General features: G+C 73.2%; 20 protein-coding genes. 13 read left to right on the top strand and 7 right to left on the bottom strand.

Annotation, left to right across the window (positions count from 1 at the left end):
• The 3 genes from ACZ6Z8_RS39020 to ACZ6Z8_RS39010 form a co-directional block, all read left to right on the top strand.
• Positions 1–96, top strand: a 96-nt coding sequence (locus ACZ6Z8_RS39020; RefSeq protein WP_157849844.1) for an acyl-CoA dehydrogenase family protein, incomplete at its 5' end; no start/stop codon positions are given.
• A 163-nt stretch (positions 97–259) separates the two neighbouring features.
• Entirely contained in the window at positions 260–1,126 is an 867-nt protein-coding gene (locus ACZ6Z8_RS39015; protein WP_465614713.1) for an oxidoreductase, read from the top strand.
• A 56-nt stretch (positions 1,127–1,182) separates the two neighbouring features.
• A complete protein-coding gene (locus ACZ6Z8_RS39010; RefSeq protein WP_465614712.1) occupies positions 1,183–1,650 on the top strand; it encodes a GNAT family N-acetyltransferase in 468 nt (155 codons plus the stop codon).
• A gap of 17 nt (positions 1,651–1,667) precedes the next feature.
• On the opposite strand, the gene ACZ6Z8_RS39005 is transcribed toward ACZ6Z8_RS39010, so the two are convergent.
• Entirely contained in the window at positions 1,668–2,264 is a 597-nt protein-coding gene (locus tag ACZ6Z8_RS39005; RefSeq protein ID WP_465614711.1) for an NAD(P)H-dependent oxidoreductase, read from the bottom strand.
• Positions 2,265–2,375: 111 nt separating this feature from the next.
• On the opposite strand from ACZ6Z8_RS39005, the gene ACZ6Z8_RS39000 reads away from it, so the two are divergent.
• A complete protein-coding gene (locus ACZ6Z8_RS39000; protein WP_465614710.1) occupies positions 2,376–2,825 on the top strand; it encodes a MarR family winged helix-turn-helix transcriptional regulator in 450 nt (149 codons plus the stop codon).
• Positions 2,826–2,865: 40 nt separating this feature from the next.
• On the opposite strand, the gene ACZ6Z8_RS38995 is transcribed toward ACZ6Z8_RS39000, so the two are convergent.
• On the bottom strand, positions 2,866–3,246 hold the full coding sequence (locus ACZ6Z8_RS38995) for a MerR family transcriptional regulator (RefSeq protein WP_465614714.1): 381 nt from the start codon (positions 3,244–3,246) through the stop codon (positions 2,866–2,868).
• A 219-nt stretch (positions 3,247–3,465) separates the two neighbouring features.
• Here ACZ6Z8_RS38995 and ACZ6Z8_RS38990 point away from each other — a divergent pair, with 219 nt between their 5' ends.
• Positions 3,466–3,960: a peptidylprolyl isomerase gene (locus tag ACZ6Z8_RS38990; RefSeq protein WP_465614709.1), complete on the top strand. Its 495-nt coding sequence runs from the start codon at positions 3,466–3,468 to the stop codon at positions 3,958–3,960.
• 166 nt (positions 3,961–4,126) lie between these two features.
• A complete protein-coding gene (locus ACZ6Z8_RS38985) occupies positions 4,127–4,930 on the top strand; it encodes an arylamine N-acetyltransferase family protein (protein WP_465614708.1) in 804 nt (267 codons plus the stop codon).
• Positions 4,931–4,932: 2 nt separating this feature from the next.
• On the opposite strand, the gene ACZ6Z8_RS38980 is transcribed toward ACZ6Z8_RS38985, so the two are convergent.
• On the bottom strand, positions 4,933–5,400 hold the full coding sequence (locus ACZ6Z8_RS38980; RefSeq protein ID WP_465614707.1) for an LbetaH domain-containing protein: 468 nt from the start codon (positions 5,398–5,400) through the stop codon (positions 4,933–4,935).
• Positions 5,401–5,438: 38 nt separating this feature from the next.
• A complete protein-coding gene (locus ACZ6Z8_RS38975) occupies positions 5,439–6,728 on the bottom strand; it encodes an LCP family protein (protein WP_465614706.1) in 1,290 nt (429 codons plus the stop codon).
• A 179-nt stretch (positions 6,729–6,907) separates the two neighbouring features.
• Between ACZ6Z8_RS38975 and ACZ6Z8_RS38970 the strand changes: the two genes are divergently transcribed.
• The 5 genes from ACZ6Z8_RS38970 to ACZ6Z8_RS38950 all read left to right on the top strand — a co-directional run bounded on the left by ACZ6Z8_RS38970 (position 6,908) and on the right by ACZ6Z8_RS38950 (position 12,621).
• Positions 6,908–6,985, top strand: a complete 78-nt coding sequence (locus ACZ6Z8_RS38970) for a putative leader peptide (RefSeq protein ID WP_355212135.1) — start codon at positions 6,908–6,910, stop codon at positions 6,983–6,985.
• A gap of 85 nt (positions 6,986–7,070) precedes the next feature.
• Positions 7,071–7,625, top strand: coding sequence for an NADPH-dependent FMN reductase (gene ssuE, locus ACZ6Z8_RS38965; protein WP_465614705.1), 555 nt, complete (start codon positions 7,071–7,073; stop codon positions 7,623–7,625).
• A 254-nt stretch (positions 7,626–7,879) separates the two neighbouring features.
• On the top strand, positions 7,880–8,665 hold the full coding sequence (locus ACZ6Z8_RS38960; protein WP_465614704.1) for an ABC transporter ATP-binding protein: 786 nt from the start codon (positions 7,880–7,882) through the stop codon (positions 8,663–8,665).
• A gap of 19 nt (positions 8,666–8,684) precedes the next feature.
• Entirely contained in the window at positions 8,685–11,252 is a 2,568-nt protein-coding gene (locus ACZ6Z8_RS38955) for an ABC transporter permease (protein ID WP_465614703.1), read from the top strand.
• Positions 11,253–11,580: 328 nt separating this feature from the next.
• Complete coding sequence (locus ACZ6Z8_RS38950; RefSeq protein WP_465614702.1) at positions 11,581–12,621, top strand: glycosyltransferase family 2 protein; 1,041 nt, start codon at positions 11,581–11,583, stop codon at positions 12,619–12,621.
• 110 nt (positions 12,622–12,731) lie between these two features.
• On the opposite strand, the gene ACZ6Z8_RS38945 is transcribed toward ACZ6Z8_RS38950, so the two are convergent.
• The 3 genes from ACZ6Z8_RS38945 to ACZ6Z8_RS38935 form a co-directional block, all read right to left on the bottom strand.
• Positions 12,732–14,234: an LCP family protein gene (locus ACZ6Z8_RS38945; protein WP_465614701.1), complete on the bottom strand. Its 1,503-nt coding sequence runs from the start codon at positions 14,232–14,234 to the stop codon at positions 12,732–12,734.
• Positions 14,235–14,381: 147 nt separating this feature from the next.
• On the bottom strand, positions 14,382–15,608 hold the full coding sequence (locus ACZ6Z8_RS38940; RefSeq protein WP_465614700.1) for an LCP family protein: 1,227 nt from the start codon (positions 15,606–15,608) through the stop codon (positions 14,382–14,384).
• Positions 15,609–15,643: 35 nt separating this feature from the next.
• Entirely contained in the window at positions 15,644–16,435 is a 792-nt protein-coding gene (locus ACZ6Z8_RS38935; RefSeq protein WP_465614699.1) for a TIGR03089 family protein, read from the bottom strand.
• A 104-nt stretch (positions 16,436–16,539) separates the two neighbouring features.
• Here ACZ6Z8_RS38935 and ACZ6Z8_RS38930 point away from each other — a divergent pair, with 104 nt between their 5' ends.
• Positions 16,540–17,700, top strand: coding sequence for a peptidoglycan recognition protein family protein (locus ACZ6Z8_RS38930; protein WP_465614698.1), 1,161 nt, complete (start codon positions 16,540–16,542; stop codon positions 17,698–17,700).
• A gap of 55 nt (positions 17,701–17,755) precedes the next feature.
• Complete coding sequence (locus ACZ6Z8_RS38925; RefSeq protein WP_465614697.1) at positions 17,756–18,679, top strand: DNA-3-methyladenine glycosylase family protein; 924 nt, start codon at positions 17,756–17,758, stop codon at positions 18,677–18,679.
• The last annotated feature ends 164 nt before the right edge of the window (positions 18,680–18,843 follow it).

Raw genomic sequence — 18,843 nt, 5'->3', positions numbered from 1 at the left:
CCGGTGGAGCGGATGATGCGGGACGCGAAGATCACCCAGATCTACGAGGGCACCAACCAGGTCCAGCGGATCGTCATGGCCCGCAACCTGCCGTAGGGCCTGTCGACTCGTGGTTCGCAACGGCCCCCGACCGCCGCCGAGCGGTCGGGGGCCGTTCGTCGTCCGCCGTCGAACCCTCCTGGACGAACCGGCCTCCCCGGTGACATAAATGATCGTCAACTTCTGTGCACGGCGCGATCATTGCGGGAGAGTACCGATCATGAGCAGCACCCCCGAGCAGCACGTCGACGGCAAGGTCTGGCTGATCACCGGCGCCAACTCCGGCTTCGGCCAGGCGATCGCCGAGGCCGCGCTGGCGGCCGGTGACACCGTCGTCGCGGCCGCCCGCCGCCCCGAGACCCTGGCGGAGCTGGCCGCCGCCCACCCGGGCCGGGTGGTTCCGGTGCAGCTGGACGTCACCGACCAGGAGCGGATCCCGGCCGTGGTCGAGGAGACCGTGCGGCGGCACGGCCGGATCGACGTCCTGGTGAACAACGCCGGCCGCGGCCTGATCGGCGCCGTCGAGGAGTCCACCGACCGCGAGCTGCGGGACCTCATGGACCTCCACTTCTTCGGCCCGGCCGCGCTCACCCGCGCCGTGCTGCCGCACATGCGGGCGCAGGGCGCCGGCGCCGTGGTGCAGATGAGCAGCATGGGCGGCCGCTTCTCCTTCCCCGGTGTGGGCGCCTACTCGGCCACCAAGTTCGCCCTGGAGGGGCTGTCCGAGGCGCTGGCCCTGGAGGTGGCCGGCTTCGGGATCAAGGTGCTGATCGTCGAGCCGGGCGCCTTCCGGACCGGCTTCGCGGGCGGCGGCGCGCTGGCCCACAGCGCTCCGATCGACGTGTACGAGCCGGTGGTCGGCCCGGTCCGGACCGGGCTGCCGGACTCCGACGGCAAGCAGCCGGGGGACCCGGTCAAGGCCGCCGAGGCGATCCTGGCCGCGCTGGCCGCGGAGAAGACCCCGCTGCGGCTCGCGCTCGGCACCGACGCCGTGGACGCCGTCCTGGGCCACCTGGACGGCGCGCGCCAGGAGGCCGAGGCCTGGGCGGCGGTCGGCCGCGGCACCGACTACCCGGCCGGGGCGTGACCCCCGGCCGGTAAATCCGGCGACGGCGGGCAGTCGGTCTCCCTAGGCTGCCCGCCATGCCGTCTGACCTCAGCCTCGCCGTGCTCACCCCCGACAACATCGACGCCGCCCTCGCCCTGCGGGTGCGCCCCGACCAGGAGGGCCTGGTCGCGCCGGTGGCGAAGTCGCTGGCCGAGGCGTACGTGCACGGGGAGACGGCCTGGCCCCGGCTGATCCTGGACGGCGGGCGGCCGGTCGGCTTCGTGATGGCCTTCTTCGACGTCCGGTTCCACCCGGAACGCCCCGACGACCGCCCCCGCTCCGGCCTCTGGCGCCTGCTGGTCGACGCGGAGCGGCAGTGCGGCGGCTACGGGCGCTTCGCCGTCGAGCAGGTCTGCGCGGAGATCCGCCGCCGCGGTGGCACCCGGGCGACCGTCACCTACCACCCGGGCCCGGACGGGCCCGCAGGGTTCTACGCCGGGCTGGGCTTCCGCCCGACCGGCGAGCTGAGCGGCGACCAGGAGGTGGCGGAGCTGGAGCTGTAGCGGAGGCGGTCGGCGGCTCAGCCGACCAGCGCGGCCGCCAGCTCCCGGGCCTGCCGCAGCCATGCGGCCCGCTCGGCGGCGGGGGAGTCGGTGACCGTGCGGAAGACCGTCCGCCGTACGTCGGTGATCCCGACGTACGGCAGCACGCAGGCCGCCCAGATCCGCTCCAGCGGGTCGCCGAACTCGTCGCGTTCCCGGGCCGCGGGGGTGTCCGAGGTGTTGAGCACCAGGGCCCGCCCGGCGCGCAGCAGCCCGGCCGGTTCCCCGTCGGCCGTACCGAGCTTGTACGCGACCCCGGGGGCGAGCACCCGCTGCACCCAGCCGGTGAGCACCGCGGGCGGCATGCCCCACCAGTTGGGGTGGATCAGCACCAGCGCGTCCAGGGTGGCCACCTCGGCGCGGTGCAGGGCGAGCCGGGGGTCGGGGCTGCCCCCGGCGGCGGCCACCGTGCCGGTCTCCTCGGCGGTGAGCAGTGGGTCGAAGCCCTCCGCGTGGAGATCGTGGGCGAGCACCTCGCAGCCGCGCCCGCGCAGTTCGTCCACCACGGCGTCGTACAGCGCGTGGTTGAAGCTGCCCGGCCGCGGATGCGCCAGGTAGACCCCGATCCGGTTCATGTTCCGCCCCCCTCAGGCTGGTTGGGGCCGATCGTACTGGTCGGCGGTCGCGTCGGTGGGCGCCGCCAGGCACTGTGTGCACACGCACGCACTCTCGGTACGATGAACGGCATGGACCGCGCCGATCTCTCCCTGGGCCCGCTGTCGGAGCAGGACCACGCCTTCTACGGGCTGGTCCGGGCCGGCACCACCCTGGCCGCCCGGGTGGACCGGGAGCTGGCCCGGGTGCACGGGCTGCCGCTGTCCTGGTTCGAGGTGATGCTCTGGCTGAACTACCAGCGGGAGCCGGTGGCCGCCTCCGACCTCGGCGCCAAGACGATGCTCAGCCGCAGCCAGGTCTCCCGGGTGGTGGACGCCCTGGCCGGGCGCGGGCTGGTGTCCCGCACGCCCTCGTCCTCGGACGGGCGCTCGGTACGGATCGAGCTGACCGCGCAGGGCCGCGCCCTCTTCGCCGAGGCCGACGCGACCCGACGGGCCGCCCTGGCCCCGGTGTTCACCGACCGGCTGGACGCGGCGGACATCGCGGCCCTGGAGACGGTCTGGCGCAAGCTCAAGGCCTGAGCCGCCCCCGTACCGCCGCTGAGCCGCCCCAATACCGCCGCTACGCCGCCTCGGTCGCCGTCGGTTCCCCGGAGGCGCCGGCGATCACCTCGTCCAGCACCTCGCGGGAGCGCAGCAGATCGGTGATCAGCCGGTCGATCCGGTCTCGCTCCGAGGTGAGCTCCTCGACCAGCAGAGGGGTGGCGGTCTCGCTCGGGCCGCCGTCGGAGTCCCGCATGCAGGGCAGGATCTTGTAGATGGTCCGGCTGTGCAGCCCGGCGGCGAACAGCTCCTGGATGTGCACCACCCGGTCCACCGCCATCTCCGGGTACTCCCGGTGGCCGCCCGCGGTGCGCTGGGCGACCAGCAGTCCCTGCTGCTCGTAGTAACGGAGCGAGCGCTCGCTCACGCCCGTGCGCCGGGCCAGTTCACCGATCCGCATGCCGTCCCCCAGCTGTTCGCCCCACCGTTCCGGCCGAAGGCTTGAACCTGACATCGATGTTAGCTTCCACCGTCCGGGAATGACGGCGAACGCCGAAACCCCCGGGGGCGCCGAGGGCTGCACGGACGGCCCGACGTCCGCCGGATAACACGCCGACGCCACCAGGGGGTGAGCCGGGGGTGGCGCGCGGCGGCCTGCGGGTCGTGCCATGATCCCTGCATGGGTTCCAACGTTTTCTTCGACATCACCATCAACGACGAGCCGGCCGGCCGCATCGTCTTCAAGCTGTTCGACGACGTCGTCCCGAAGACCGCCCGCAACTTCCGCGAGCTGGCTACCGGCCAGAACGGCTTCGGCTACGAGGGCTCCGGCTTCCACCGCGTGATCCCCGCCTTCATGCTGCAGGGCGGTGACTTCACCAACCACAACGGCACCGGTGGCAAGAGCATCTACGGCGAGAAGTTCGCGGACGAGAACTTCCAGCTCAAGCACGACCGCCCGGGCCTGCTGTCGATGGCCAACGCCGGCCGCAACACCAACGGCTCGCAGTTCTTCATCACCACCATCGTCACCGACTGGCTGGACGGCAAGCACGTCGTCTTCGGCGAGGTCGTCGAGGGCATGGACGTCGTGAAGAAGATCGAGGGCCTCGGTTCGCAGAGCGGCCGCACCTCGGCCACCATCAAGATCGCCAAGTCCGGCGTGGTCGAGTAATCACCGCGGCCACCGGCACGCGTACCGCCCCGGAGTGGGAAGTCGGCCCGGCCGGCTCCCCACTCCGGGGCGGTGTCGTTCCCGGGTCATCTCCTTCGGCCCGGGCCCCGCGTCCTAGGCCCAAGGACCGATGGCCCGCCGCCCCGGCCCGGGGTGGAATGGGCGAATGGATCGCGAGCAGGCGTACGAGGGGCTGACCGCCGCCGCCCGGGCGGCGTACCTGGAGCGGATCGGGGTCACGGACCCCGGGACGCCCTCGGCGGACGGGCTGGCCCGGCTGCAGCGGGCCCACCTGCGGGCGGTCCCGTTCGAGAACCTGAGCATCCACCTCGGCGAGCCCGTGGTGCTGGAGCCGGCTGCGCTGGTGGCGAAGCTGGTGGACCGGCGGCGCGGCGGGTTCTGCTACGAACTCAACGGCGCCTTCGCCGAGTTGCTGCGCTCACTGGGCTACCGGGTGAGCCTGCTGGCCGCCCGGACCTTCGGGGGCGGCCGCCCAGGGCCGCCGCTGGCCCACCTGGCGTTGCGCGTCGACCTGGACGGGCCCTGGCTGGTCGACGTGGGCTTCGGCCGGTTCAGCGAGCTGCCACTGCGCCTCGACGAGCGAGGCGAACAGGCCGACCCCCAGGGCGTGTTCACCGTCCGCCCGTACGGCGGCCACGGTGAGCTGGACGTCCTGATGGACGGCGAGCCGCAGTACCGGCTGGACCAACGGCCTTACCGGCTGGCCGACTTCGGGCCGACCTGCTGGTGGCAGACCACCTCGCCGCAGTCCCACTTCACCCGCTCGGCCACCTGCTCGCTGCTCGCCCCTGACGGCGGCCGCACCACCCTCAGCGGAACCCGGCTGATCCGCAGCGCCCCCGACGGCGGCCGCACCGAGGAGCGGCTCACCGAAGCCGCCGCACTGTCCGCCTACCGCGAGCACTTCGGGATCGTGCTCGACCGGCTGCCGGCGGCGCCGTCCGCCTGAGGTCAGCCGGACACGGCGACCGGGGGCGTCCAGCTCCCCTCCCGCATCCCCACCCTGCGCGCGGGCACCCCGGCCCAGATCTCGCCCGGCCCGGTCGAGCGGGTGAGCACGGCGTTGGCGCCCACGATCGTGCCCGCCCCGACGGTCAGCACGCCCTCCTTGCACACCACCTTGGCGCCCGCGCACAGCACCGCGCCGTCCTCGACCACCACCCGCCGCATCGCGCTCTGCTCCTGCGGCACCCAGGGGTCGGCCCGGCCGATGGTCACACCGTTGTAGAGCGTCACGCCCGCCCCGAGCGTGGTGTACGGGTGCAGGACGGTGCCGAAGCCGCGGTGGAACACGGTGAGCCCGGGCCCGATCTCGCAGGCGGCCGGGACCTCCATGCCGTAGAGCGCGAGCGCCTCCTGGACCAGGCGGCCCAGGAGGCGGTGGCGTCGGCGGTAGACGAGTGCGGTGACGAGTGACATCCACCCATTGTCGCGGGGCGGTCACCCGTTGTGGCCGGCTACTTGAAGTCCGGCACCGCGCTGTCGTTCTTGAAGGCGTCGAAGACCTGCTTGGACTTGTTGGTGTCCCACAGCACCGCCGACTCGCCGGTCCTGGTGTGGTAGTCCGCGTTGCCGATCGGGATGGTGAGGGTCTTGCCGTTGCCGCCGTTGACGTCCTTCATGGCGAGGAAGAGCGAGCCCAGGTCGGTCAGTCCGCAGTCGTCGTCGACGATCAGGGTGCCGAGCGCCGAGTCGACCAGCGGGTAGAAGGTGAACGGGTTCAGCACGGTGCCCGGGGAAGCGGCCTGGTGGGCGAGGGCGCCGAGGAACTTCTGCTGGTTGCGCATCCGGCCGAGGTCCTGGTCGGCCATCTGGTGGCGCTGGCGGACGAAGGCCAGGGCCTGGGTGCCGTTGAGGGTCTGGTCGCCGGCCTTGAGGTCGAGGCCGGAGTCCTTGTCCTTGATGTCCTGGTCGATGTGCATCTCGACACCGCCGATGGAGTCGACGATGCCGGCGAACCCGGCGAAGCCGATCTCGGCGTAGTGGTCGATGTGGATGCCGGTGTTCAGCTCGACGGTCTGCACCAGGAGCCGGCCGTTGCCGTTGGCGAAGGCCGAGTTGATCTTCGAGGTGGTGGCCTTGACGGTCTTCCCGCCGCTGGTCCTGTACTCGGGGATCGGCACCCAGGAGTCGCGCGGGATGCTCATCAGGGTGCTCCCGTTGTCCCCGATGTGCAGGATCATCATCGAGTCGCTGCGCTTGCCCTCGACGTCGTGCCCGGTGTGCATGGTGTCCATCTGGGACTCGCTGAGGCCCTCGCGGCTGTCGGAGCCGACGATCAGCCAGTTGGTGCCCTTGCCGGCGGCCGGACGGCCCGGGTAGTCGGCCAGCACGTTCTCGTGGTTGAGCTTGGAGTCCGCCCAGAACCAGGTGGAGACGGCGGTCACCATGACGGCGATCAGCACGCCGAAGACCGTCCACTTCACGATCCGCCGCCGCGGCCAGCGCCGGGCCTGCGCACCGGCCGGCCTGGTACCGCCGGGACCGGCGGGACCGCCCGGACCCCCGGGCCGACCCGGTTCGCCCGGGCCGCCGGGACCACCGGGGCCCGGACGGCCGGGGCCTCCGGGGGCGGCCTGCGGCGGGACGCCGCCGAGGCGGGACGGCCCCGGCCGGTGCGGAGCGGGCGCCCCCGGCCCGCGCGGGTTCAGCCCGGCCGGCAGCGGCGGCTCGGCCGCCGCACCGCCGCCGTTGCCTCCGTACGGGTTCGCGCCGCCGCCCGGGCGGCCCTCCTGCCACGTGTTCATGCCGTCGAGGATGCCCGACCCCGCTACCGCTGACTCCCCCCGGGGGCCCTGCCAGGCCTCTTGTAGCAGTTTTGATGCACGCGCCGGATCGTTCCGGTGTGAAACGTGCCCGTCACCCGGGTTCCGAGCGCCGAAACGATTCTTGACCGCTCCGAACGCAGCGTGTTTGCATTCCGGACATGGACCAGGGGCGGGCACTCACGCGTCGGCGGCACGTCGACCTGCAGCGCGTGTCCGGTTCCCTCTGTCGCGGCTGAAGCGCACCCGTCGAGCCGTCCCCCCACCGCAGCGGCCGAGCAGCGGTCGCCGCGAAGCGCCCCCGCTTCCAGCCAGAGGTGAACCATGGCCACCGTCCTGTCCGTTTCCGGCTCTCCGTCCGCCACCTCCCGCACCACCCGGCTGCTGCGCCACGTCGACGCCCGCCTGGTGGACCGCGGTCACCGCGTCATCCCCTTCGAGGCCCGCGGCCTGCCCGCGCACGCGCTGCTCTCCGGCGACTTCGACCACCCGGAGATCGTCGCCGTCACCGAGCTGTTCGCCCGCGCCGACGGCGTCGTCATCGGCACCCCCGTCTACAAGGCCGCCTACTCGGGCCTGCTCAAGGCCCTGCTCGACGTGCTCCCGCAGTACGCCCTGGCCGGCAAGGCCGTCCTGCCGCTGGCCACCGGCGGCTCGCCCGCGCACGTCCTCGCCGTGGACTACGCGCTGCGCCCGGTGCTCAGCTCGATGGGCGCCGGCCATGTCACCCAGGGCTGGTTCGTGCTCGACCGCCACATCACCGCCGCGGAGGACGGCACGACCCTCGTCGAGTGCGAGACCGACGCCCAGCTCGTCCCCGTCGTGGAGGGCTTCGCCGACGCCCTCGAACGCCTGGCCGCACCCGTCCTGACCAGCTGAGCGGCCGCCCGCGCGGCCCCGTACGGGGCGACCCCGAGAAGGCCCGCGGCACCCCCTAGGGGGAGGGGGTGCCGCACCCGTAGATCCTTGGTTGCACCGCTTCATTCCGGCGGAGGACGAGCCGTCCGACGGCGACTCCTAACGTGGTTCTCACATCCCCGCCCCTCCGAAGGCGGCCCGGTTCCGTCGGGTCCGCCACCGACCGTGCCGGGAGGGTGGGGGTCAACGGGTGGGCCACTTCTTAGGAGACTCCAGTGACGACGGCAGCTGCCGTGTACGACCCCCAGCTTCCCGGCGGACCGTCCGCCGTCGCCGCCTCGGCCCGCCAGGTGACCAAGGCCTACGGATCGGGCGAGACCATGGTGACCGCGCTCGACGCGGTCGACGTGGACATCCAGCGCGGCCGCTTCACCGCGATCATGGGCCCCTCTGGCTCCGGCAAGTCCACCCTGATGCACTGCCTGGCGGGCCTGGACACGGTCAGCAGCGGGCGGATCCGGATCGGCGACACCGAGATCACCGGCCTCAAGGACAAGCAGCTGACCAGGCTGCGCCGCGACAAGATCGGCTTCATCTTCCAGGCGTTCAACCTGCTCCCGACCCTGAACGCGCTGGAGAACATCACCCTGCCGATGGACATCGCCGGCCGCAGGCCCGACCAGGCCTGGCTGGACCAGGTGGTGGAGACCGTCGGCCTGGCCGGCCGGCTCAAGCACCGCCCGACCCAGCTCTCCGGCGGCCAGCAGCAGCGCGTCGCGGTGGCCCGCGCGCTGGCCGCCCGCCCCGAGATCATCTTCGGCGACGAGCCCACCGGGAACCTGGACTCCCGGGCCGGCGCCGAGGTGCTGACCTTCCTGCGCCGCTCGGTGGACGAGCTGGGCCAGACCATGGTCATGGTCACCCACGACCCGGTCGCGGCCGGCTACGCGGACCGGGTGCTCTTCCTCGCCGACGGCGTGATCGTCGACGAGATGCACGCGCCGACCGCCGACTCCGTCCTCGAACGCATGCGCCGCTTCGACGGCAAGCGCACCAGCTGAGCGGCGGGACGACGAAACCATGCTGCTCAAGACCTCACTGCGGAGCTTCTTCGCCCACAAGGGCCGGATGGCGCTCTCGCTCGTCGCCGTCGTGCTGTCGGTCGCCTTCGTGTCCGGCACCCTGGTGTTCTCCAACACCGCCACCAGCACCTTCTCCAAGCTGTTCGCCGCGACCGCCTCCGACATCTCGGTCCAGCCGCCCAAGCCGGCCGACGACCAGGAGGAGCAGGCCGGGGACAAGCCCGCCACCGTCCCGGCCGCGCTCGCCCAGCAGGTCGCCTCGGTGCCGGGCGTGAAGACCGCCGTCGGCCAGGTCATGGTCGGCAACGCGATCCTGGTCAACCCGGCCACCAACAAGCTGGTCGGCCCGACCAGCGGCGCGCCGACCCTGGTCGGCAACTGGACCGACACCCCGCGCAACCCGGTGCGGATCACCTCCGGGCACGTCCCGCAGAACTCCGGCGAGCTGGTGCTGGACGCGGACACCGCCAGGAAGGCCAAGCTGGGCGTCGGCGACAAGGTCCGGGTCGACAACGCGAGCGGCCGGCACCCGTACACGATCGCCGGCATCGCCTCCTTCACCACCACCAACCCGGGCGCCGCGCTGGCCTTCCTGGACACCCCGACCGCCCAGCAGGTGCTGCTCGGCGAGCAGGCCTACACCTCCGTCGAGGCCTTCGGCGACGGCAGCCGCAGCAACGACCAGCTCAAGGCCGACGCCCTCGCCACGGTGGGCGGCGGCTTCCAGGTCAAGACGGCGGCCGAGCAGAAGGACGAGAACACCAAGGCGATCGGCAGCGGTCTCGACTTCATGAAGTACGCGATGCTCGGCTTCGCCGGGATCTCGCTGATCGTCGGCGGCTTCCTGATCATCAACACCTTCTCGATGCTGGTCGCCCAGCGCACCCGCGAGATCGGCCTGCTGCGCGCCATCGGCGGCAGCCGCCGCCAGGTGAACGGCTCGGTGCTGGTCGAGGCGCTGATCCTGGGCGTGCTCGGCTCGACCCTCGGCGTGGCGGCCGGCCTGGGCGTGGCCTTCGGCCTGATCAAGCTGATGAACGCGATCGGCATGGACCTCGACGCGAGCGACCTGGAGATCGGGCCCGACGTCTTCGTGGCGGGCTACGCGGTGGGCATCCTGATCACCGTCGTCGCCGCCTGGATCCCGGCCCGCCGGGCCAGCCGGATCGCACCGATGGCCGCCCTGCGCGAACACGGGACCCCGGCCGAGGCACGCTCCAACCTGGTCCGCACGGTCCTCGGGGTGCTGCTCACCGGCGGCGGCGCGGGCCTGCTGGTCCTCGCCGGCACGGCGGACAAGGCCGGCACCGGCGGGCAGCTCCTGGGCCTGGGCCTGCTGCTCACCCTGATCGGCTTCGTGGTGCTCGGCCCGCTGCTGGCCACCGTCGTCATCAAGGTGCTCGGCGCCCTGCTCCCGGCCCTGTTCGGCCCCTCCGGCAAGCTCGCCCAGCGCAACGCGATGCGCAACCCGCGCCGCACCGGCGCCACCGCCGCCGCACTGATGATCGGACTGGCGCTGGTGATCGGCTCCTCGGTGTTCAGCTCCTCGGCGGTCAGCTCGGCCAGCGCGCAGATCGACAAGTCGGTGGGGGTCGACTACATCATCCGCGGCGGCCAGACCGGCGTCACCCCCGAGATGATCGACGCGGTGAGGCGGACCCCGGGCATCGACCACGTCACCACCGAGAAGGACCTCGACGCCAGGTTCCAGCTGCCCGACGGAACGACCAAGCGGGCCGGGATCGCCGCGGTGCCGCCGGCCTTCTTCACCACGGACTTCCGGCTGCCGGTCAAGTCCGGCGGCGTGGAGTCGATCGGGCGCGGATCGCTGGGCATCGGCGAGAACTTCGCCACCGACCACCACCTCAACGTCGGCGACAGCATCACCGTCCACTACGCCGGCGGCCACACCCAGGTGCTCCCGGTGGGCGTGGTGTTCGCGAAGGACTCGCTCTACGGGGACGCCTCCTTCGTCGACTTCGCCACCATGGCCAAGGCCGTCCCGGCGGCCGAGCAGCCCGTCGACCGGACCTTCTACGCCAAGGCCGCCTCCGGCGCCGACGTCGGCAGGACGCTCACCGCCCTGCAGGACGCGCTCCAGCAGTACCCGCAGCTGACCGTCAAGGACCAGGCCGGCTACAAGGAGCTCGTGCAGTCCCAGGTCAACACCCTGCTCTACCTGATCTACGGCCTGGTCGGCCTGTCGATCACCGTCGCGGTGCTCGGCGTGGTCAACACCCTGGCGCTGTCCGTGGTGGAGCGGACCCGCGAGATCGGCCTGCTGCGGGCGATCGGGATCTCCCGCCGCCAGCTGCGCCGGATGATCCGACTGGAGTCCGTGGTGATCGCCCTGTTCGGCGCCGTCCTCGGCACCGGTCTGGGCCTGGCCTGGGGCGTCACCGCCCAGCGGGTGCTGCGGGACCAGGGCCTCGGGACGCTCTCCGTCCCGACCACCACGATCGTGGTGACGCTGGTCTCCTCGGTGGTGATCGGCCTGGTCGCCGCCCTGGTTCCGGCCTTCCGGGCCGGACGGATGAACGTCCTCGCGGCCATCGCGACGGACTGACCCGGCGACGGGGGACGTCGGGCCACCCACGGGGGAACGGGGGAAACCGGGGGAACGGGGGAGCAGGGGCCGGGCGCGCACAGCGCCCGGCCCCTGCCGTGGCGGCCGGTGAACATCCTGTCGACGGCCGGCTCCGCCCTGTTCACCGGCGTTCACCACCCGCCCCGAACCTGCGCCGAACCTGCACCGGTCCCGCCCGGATTCGGGCCCGGGGGAGCGGAACGGTACGGTGGTCCCCATCACTGCGCCGGTACCGCCCTCCGGGGGACCGGGAACAGCCGAACCGGGACAAGACGGCAACACGTCGGCACCGGTACGGTTGGCCCCGATGAACACCAAGGCTGCTGAGGAGCTGCCGGCTGTTTCCGTGATCATGCCGGTGCTCAACGAGGAACGACACCTGCGCACGGCCGTCCGGCGCATCCTGGACCAGGAATACCCCGGGCCGATGGAAGTGGTGATCGCCCTCGGTCCCTCCACCGACCGCACCGCGGAGATCGCCGCCGAGCTGGTGGCGGAGGACCCGCGGGTGCGCACGGTGGAGAACCCCACCGGCCGCACCCCCGCAGGGCTGAACGCCGCGATCCGGGGCTCGCAGTACCCGATAGTGGTCCGGGTCGACGGCCACGGCCTGCTCACGCCCGGCTACATCACCACGGCCGTCCGGCTGCTCGGTGAGATGGACGCCGCCAACGTCGGCGGCATCATGCACGCCGAGGGCGAGACCGAGTGGGAGAACGCGGTCGCCGCCGCGATGACCTCCAAGATCGGCGTCGGCAACGCGGCCTTCCACACCGGCGGCCTGGCCGGCCCGGCGGACACCGTCTACCTCGGGGTGTTCCGGCGCGAGGTGCTGGAGAAGCTCGGCGGCTACAACGAGGAGTTCATCCGCGCCCAGGACTGGGAGCTGAACTACCGGATCCGCCAGGACGGCGGGCTGGTCTGGTTCACCCCCCAGCTCAAGGTGACGTACCGCCCCCGCCCGTCCGTCCGGGCGCTGGCCAAGCAGTACAAGGACTACGGCCGCTGGCGCCGGGTGGTCACCCGCTACCACCGCGGCTCGGTCAACCTGCGCTACCTCGCCCCGCCGAGCGCGCTGCTCGCGGTGGTGCTCGGCCTGGTGCTCGGCGCCGCCGTCCACCCGGCCTTCCTCGCGGTGCCCGGCGCCTACCTGCTGGGCATCCTCGGCGGTGCGGTGGTCGAGGGCCGCGGGCTGTCCCTCCGCGCCAAGGCGCTGCTGCCGGTGGCGCTCGCGACCATGCACCTCAGCTGGGGCTTCGGCTTCATCACCTCGCCCCGCTCGCTGGCCCGCCGGGTGATGCGCAGCGTCGCCCCGACCTCCAAGGACGTGCTCTCCCGGGCACGTTGAGGCACCCGCCGGCCAACCCGACCGGCGGGCCGGTTCGGTGACGTCACGTCAGGTCAGGGCGACCGGCGGCCGCCCGGTGCCGGTCACCGGGTCGACGGTGGGCCGGGCAGCTACTTGGCGCACACGTCGACGTCGTCCGCCTGCACCCGCTGGAGGTCCTTCGGGGCCTCGGTCGGCGCCTGCGAGGGGGCCGCGAGGGCGTCCTTGCCGAGCACCAGCAGCAGCGGGTCCTTCGGGCCCGCCTTGGGGTTCGGCCGTACGGCGTCGGCGGGCAGTCCGAGGGCGGCGGCCAGCGCGGCGGCTCCGGCCTCCTGGCCGGCCGGGTGGGAGACCGTGGTGGTCGCGGCGGGCGGGGCGTCCGAGCCGACCGCCGCCCTGGCGAAGCCCTTGGCCTTCAGCTTGTCCACCGTCGGGCCGGACTGGCCGCGCGTCCCGCTGCCGTTGCGCACCGTCACCGGGACGTCCTTGGTGTCCACCGCCGGGGTGGTGGTGCTCGGTGCGGCCGAGGCGGGGGCGGTGGACTCGGGGGCTTGAGCGGCCGTCCCGGTCAGCGAGCGGTCGCCCGCGATCATCGAGAAGATCTGCCCGGCGTCCGGCTGCTTCAGTATCAGCCGGTCCGCGTCCTTGGGGTCGTCCAGTACCGGCGCGGTGGTGAAGGTGATGTTCTTGGTGTCCACCTTGCTGATGTCCTGCGCCAGGTCCTTCAGCTTGTCGACGCTGCCGATGGCGGAGTCCACGGTGAGCGCCTTGGTGGCGGCGTCCGCGAGCCGGTAGAGCTTGCTCGGGCTGGTCAGGGTGTCGTCGCTCTTGATCTTGCGGATCATCGAGCTGATGAACTGCTGCTGCAGCGGGATCCGGGTGAGGTCGCCGCCGAAACCGACCGCGTGCCGGGTGCGGACGAAGGCCAGCGCCTCCTCGCCCTGGACCACGTGACGGCCCTTGGACATCTTCAGGTGCGAGTCCTTGTCGTCGATGTCCTTGGCCGCGCAGACCTCGACCCCGCCGACGGCGGTGGAGAGCGTCTTGACCGCCTCGAAGTTGACCTGCACGAAGTGGTCGACCCGGATGCCGGTCATCTTCTCGACGGTCTTCCAGGTGCAGCCCGCGTCGCGCCCCTCCTGGCCGAGGCTCTTGTTGAACATGTCCCGCGCCGCGCCCGGGATCTTCTTGCCCTTGTCGTCCGCGCACTCCGGTATCGGCACCATCAGGTCGCGCGGGATGCTGACCACCGTCGCGTTGGAGCGGTCCTTGGCGATGTGGAACAGCAGCGTGGTGTCGGCGTGCCCGGTGCTGCCCTCGTCGCCGTACTCGCGTCCGAGACCCGCCCGGCTGTCCGTGCCGATCACCAGGACGTTCAGCGCGTCGCCGGCGGCCTTGGGTCGCTCCGCCTCGTCGCCCAGCTGGACCTTCACCGAGGTCAGGTTGCTGTTGAAGTGCTGGTACAGGTAGTACGCCCCGCCGCAGCCGGCGACCAGCACCAGGGCGCCCGTCCCGGCCGTCCACTTGAGCGCCCGCCGGCGCCGGTTCCGCCGGGCGGCCGCGGCGGCCCGGCGGCGCTCGTCCCGGCGGCCTCCGCCGGTGTACCCGCCGGTGTTCGGTTGGTCCTGCTGCACGGGATTCCCTACGTCCGGCCGTCACGGGGGCGGCCCACCCGGGCGGTGGGTCGATCCGGACACACTAGACGAGCCGAACGGGGGAATCGTTCCGAGTATGAGATCCGTCACGGAAATGCAATAGGCTGGCAAATTCCGGTCCGGGCCTCAGTGTTGTGCGCAGGCGTCCACGTCCGCGGTGCGTCCCTCGAACGTGGGCGAGTCACTCGCCGAGGGTGACGCCGCCGCCCCGTCGGAGCCCGCGACGGCCCCCGGACTCGCCCCCGCGTCCGGCGCGGGCGTCGAACCCGGCGGCCGGACCGTGATCTGCCGGTCCGCCCGCAGCGCGGTGAACAGCTGGGCGGTCTGCGGCTGCACGAACTCGTCGCGGTCCGAGTCGTAGCGGTACGGGCGGCGCGGCGCGGTCAGGAACACCACGTCCTGCGAGGGGATGCCGCGCAGGTCCTGGGTCAGGTCGTAGAGCGCGCCGAGCGAGGACAGGCCGCCGTCCGCCTTCACCGAGGAGGTGGCCGCGTCCAGCACCGGCCACAGCTTGGCCGGGTTGAGCAGCACCCCCTGCGACTGCACCTTGCGGATCAGCGAGGCCAGGAACTGCTGCTGACGGCCCATCCGCTGGGTGTCGCTGCCGTCGCCCAGGCTCTCCCGCGCCCGCACGTAGCCGAGCGCCTGCTCGCCGTGCAGCACCTGGCGCCCGGCCGCGAGGTCCAGCTTGGCGTCCTTGTCGTGGATCGGCTGCGGCACGCACACCTCGACCCCGCCGATCGCGTCCACCATGATCTTGAAGCCGCTGAAGTCGAGGATCACGTAGTGGTCGACCCGGATGCCGCTCAGCTGTTCGACGGTGCGGATCGAGCAGGCCGGACCGCCCAGCTCGAAGGCCCAGTTGAACTGCATCGTCCCCGGCTTGCTGCGGCTGCCGTCCGGCTTCTCGCAGGAGGGCACCGTCACCATGACGTCGCGCGGGATGGAGACCGCCGTCGCGTGCCTCCGGTCGGCGGCCAGGTGCAGCAGGATCGTGGTGTCCGAGCGCTGGCTGCCGGGCTGCCCGCCGTACGAGGAGTTGGGACCGGTGCGGTCGTCGCTGCCGATCAGCAGGATGTTCCGGGCACCCTCGGTCCCCGCGGCCCGGCCCGGCCGCTCGCCCTCCAGCTTGGCCAGCAGCTGGTCGGTGGCGGAGTCGGTCCTGATGTTGCCGTCCAGCTTCCGGTACGCGATCCAGAGCGTCACGCCGGTGGCGACCAGCAGGAACGCGACGGCGCCGGCGGTGATCATCAGCCACCGCCGGCGCCGTCGCGGGCGTCCCGGTCCGCTCGGCGGAGCGTACGCGGGGGGAGTCTCGTCGGTCGGGGGGTGCTCGGTGTCATCCTCGGCCATGGCAGGCATCCCTACCCGCCGGGGCGGCGCGGGGGTCAGCCGAGACGGACAGTCACCCGTTCGGACTCGGCCCGCTTCTCCCACTGCCCGGCGTCCAGGCCCTGCGAGTTGCGGCACAGCACCACCGAGGCGCCGGCGGCCAGCGGGGCCAGCAGGCCGGCCTCCAGACCGGTCCAGTCGTCGAAGGAGAGGGTCGACATCACCCGGTCGCCGGGCTTGAGGCCGAGGCGTGCGGCCCCCTCCCGGGCCAGCGCGACGGTCTGCTCGCCCGTCAGCTTCAGCGGCAGCCCGTCGACCATGGTCTCCAGCGCCTGCCCGTCCGGCGCGACGGGGGAGTACGGCGCGAAGCGGTCGCCCTGGCCGGGCACCTCGGCGGCGTAGTCGAGGAAGCCGTCCGGGCGGTGCGGGAAACGGCCGCCGAGCGGCCGCAGGGCGAGCGCCACCCGCTCGCCCGCGCAGGCCTGGGCGGCCTCCAGACCGTCCGGGCCGCTCACCACCAGGTCGGCGTCGGCCGGGTCGCCGTCCGGCACCGCCGTCACGCCGACCGACCAGCAGGCCAGCAGCCAGACGGCGCTCTGCCAGTGGGCGGGCAGCAGCAGCGCGGCCCGGTCGCCCGGGCCGGCGTTCAGTTCGTCCTGGAGGAGGTTGGACGTCTTGGCGACCCAGTTGTCGAAGGTCCGGGCGGAGAGCTCCACCCGTTCGCCGGTGGCGTCGTCGTAGAAGGTGACCAGCGGGGCCGCGGGATCGACCGAAGGGGTGCCGCCGCGCAGGTATGCGTGCAGCAGCTCGACGGGGGTGCGGGCATCGGCAGCGAATGGCGCAGTCATGGTGCGCCCCAGCCTACGGCCTTCGAGTGGCACGCCGGGAGGGGCGGCCGAGCGGGCGCGGGGCGGCGTGGCGAGCTGTCCGGTTTGCGGCGACGATCCCCTGTATGCGCCTTTCACACCAGGCCGCGCGCCTCTCGACCGGAGCCGCGCGCCTCCCGTTCCCGGCCGCGGTGCTCGCCGGATGCACCGCCGCCCTCCTGCTCCAGCCCGCCTCCGCCGCCTCCGCCGCGCCCCTTGCCCCCGGAGCCGAGCGCCGCGACTTCCCCGGCGGCGGCACGACCACCTCGCTCCCGCTGTCCGCCGGCCACGGCCTCGCACCGAGCACCACCCGACCGTACGAACTCCTCGGCGTCGGTTGGGACGGACCGGCCGGTGCCCTGAACGGCGGATCCGTCCGGGTCCGCACCCGCGACGCCGCCACCGGCCGCTGGAGCGACTGGCACACCCTGGAGGCCGACCCCGAGGACGGCCCCGACCACGCCCCGCACGGCGCCACCGCCCCGCTGTGGACCGGCCGCAGCGACGGCGTCGCCGTCGAGGTCCGCCCCGGCCCGGCCGGACCGCCGCCCGGACTCCGGGTCGACCTGGTCGACCCCGGCGCCGGTGCCCCCGCGCCCGCCGCCACCCGCACCCTCCCCGCGGCCCCGGCCGAAGGCGGCCAGGCACCGCGCCCGGGGATCGTCACCCGGGCCGGCTGGGGCGCCGACGAGTCCCTGCGCGAACCCGGCTTCGAGTACACCGGCCCCGTCCGCGCGGTCTTCATCCACCACACCGCGACCGCCACCGACTACGCCTGCAGCGACGCCCCCCGGGTGATCAGATCGATCTACCAGTACCACGTCAAGACCAGCGGCTGGCGGGACATCGGCTACAACTTCCTGGTCGACCGCTGCGGCACCATCTACGAGGGCCGGGCCGGCGGCGTCGCCCAGCCCGTCCACGGCGCCCACACCCTGGGCTTCAACACCGACTCCTCCGGCGTCGCCGCCATCGGCACCTTCGTCAACGACACCCCGCCCCAGCAGCTCCTCGACGGCCTCACCGCCATCTCCGCCTGGAAGCTCGGCCTCACCGGCCAGGCCGCCGACGGCCACACCAAGCTCACCTCGGGCTCCGACGCCAGCCGCTACCCCAAGGGCACGGTCGTCGACTTCGACGCCATCTCCGGCCACCGCGACGCCTTCAACACCGAATGCCCCGGCAACGCCCTCTACGCCCGGCTCCCCGCCCTGCGCACGGCCGCCGCCAAACTCCAGAACCGGTAACGTCACCCGCTCCGCGTATCGTTCATAGCCTCAGGCACCACAGGAGGCGACAGCAGTGACGGGCGGCAGCGAGGCGGTACGCCGTTGGCGGCCGGGCTTCCCACTCGACCCCGTCCGCACCCTCCTGCCGCTGCGCCGGGGCCCCGCCGACCCCTCCTACCGCACCACCGGCGACGGCGCCGTCTGGCGCGCCTCCCGCACCCCGGCCGGCATCGGCACCCTGCGGGTGCTGCCGCGACCCGCCGCCGGCGAGGTCGAGGCGACGGCCTGGGGCCCGGGCGCCCAGTGGCTACTGGAACGCCTGCCCGTCCTGCTCGGCGCGGAGGACCACCCCGAGGCACTGGTGCTGCCCCCCGGCCCGCTGCGCGACGCCCAGCGCCGAACGGCCGGGGTGCGGCTCACCCGAACCGGACTGGTCCTGGAATCCCTCGTCCCGGCGATCCTCGAACAGAAGGTCACCACCGATGAGGCCTACCGCGCCTGGCGCACCCTGCTCCGCGACTTCGGCACCCCGGCCCCCGGCCCCGCCGAGGGCATGCGGGTGGCCCCGTCGGCCCGCGAATGGGCGATGGTCCCCAGCTGGGAGTGGCACCGGGCCGGCGTCGACCCCAAACGCTCCGCCACGGTGATGCGCGCCGTCCGCCTGGCCCCCCGCCTGGAGGAGGCCTCCACGATGCCCCACGAACAGGCCTTCACCCGCCTCACGGCCGTCCCCGGCATCGGCATCTGGACGGCCGCCGAAACCCTCCAACGCAGCAACGGCGACCCGGACGCCGTCTCCGTCGGCGACTTCCACCTCCCCAACCTGGTCGGCTGGGCCCTGGCCGGCCGCCCCCGCAGCGACGACACCCAGATGCTCGCCCTCCTGGAGCCCTACCGCCCCCACCGCCACCGCATCTGCCGCCTCCTCCTCGCCACCACCGCCCACGCCCCCCGCTACGGCCCCCGCCTCACCCCCAACGACCACCGCCACCACTGACCCCGACCAGGGCAGGAACAGCGGTGCCCCCTCCTCCGTGGGGGGGGGGGGCCCCCCCCCCCCCCCCCCCCCAACCCCCCCCCCCCCCCCCCCCCCCCCCCCCCCCCCCCCCCCCCCCCCCCCCCCCCCCCCCCCCCCCCCCCCCCCCCCCCCCCCCCGGGGGC

Source organism: Kitasatospora sp. NPDC101108, assembly GCF_055584725.1.
This window is presented reverse-complemented; position numbering and strand designations above follow the sequence as displayed.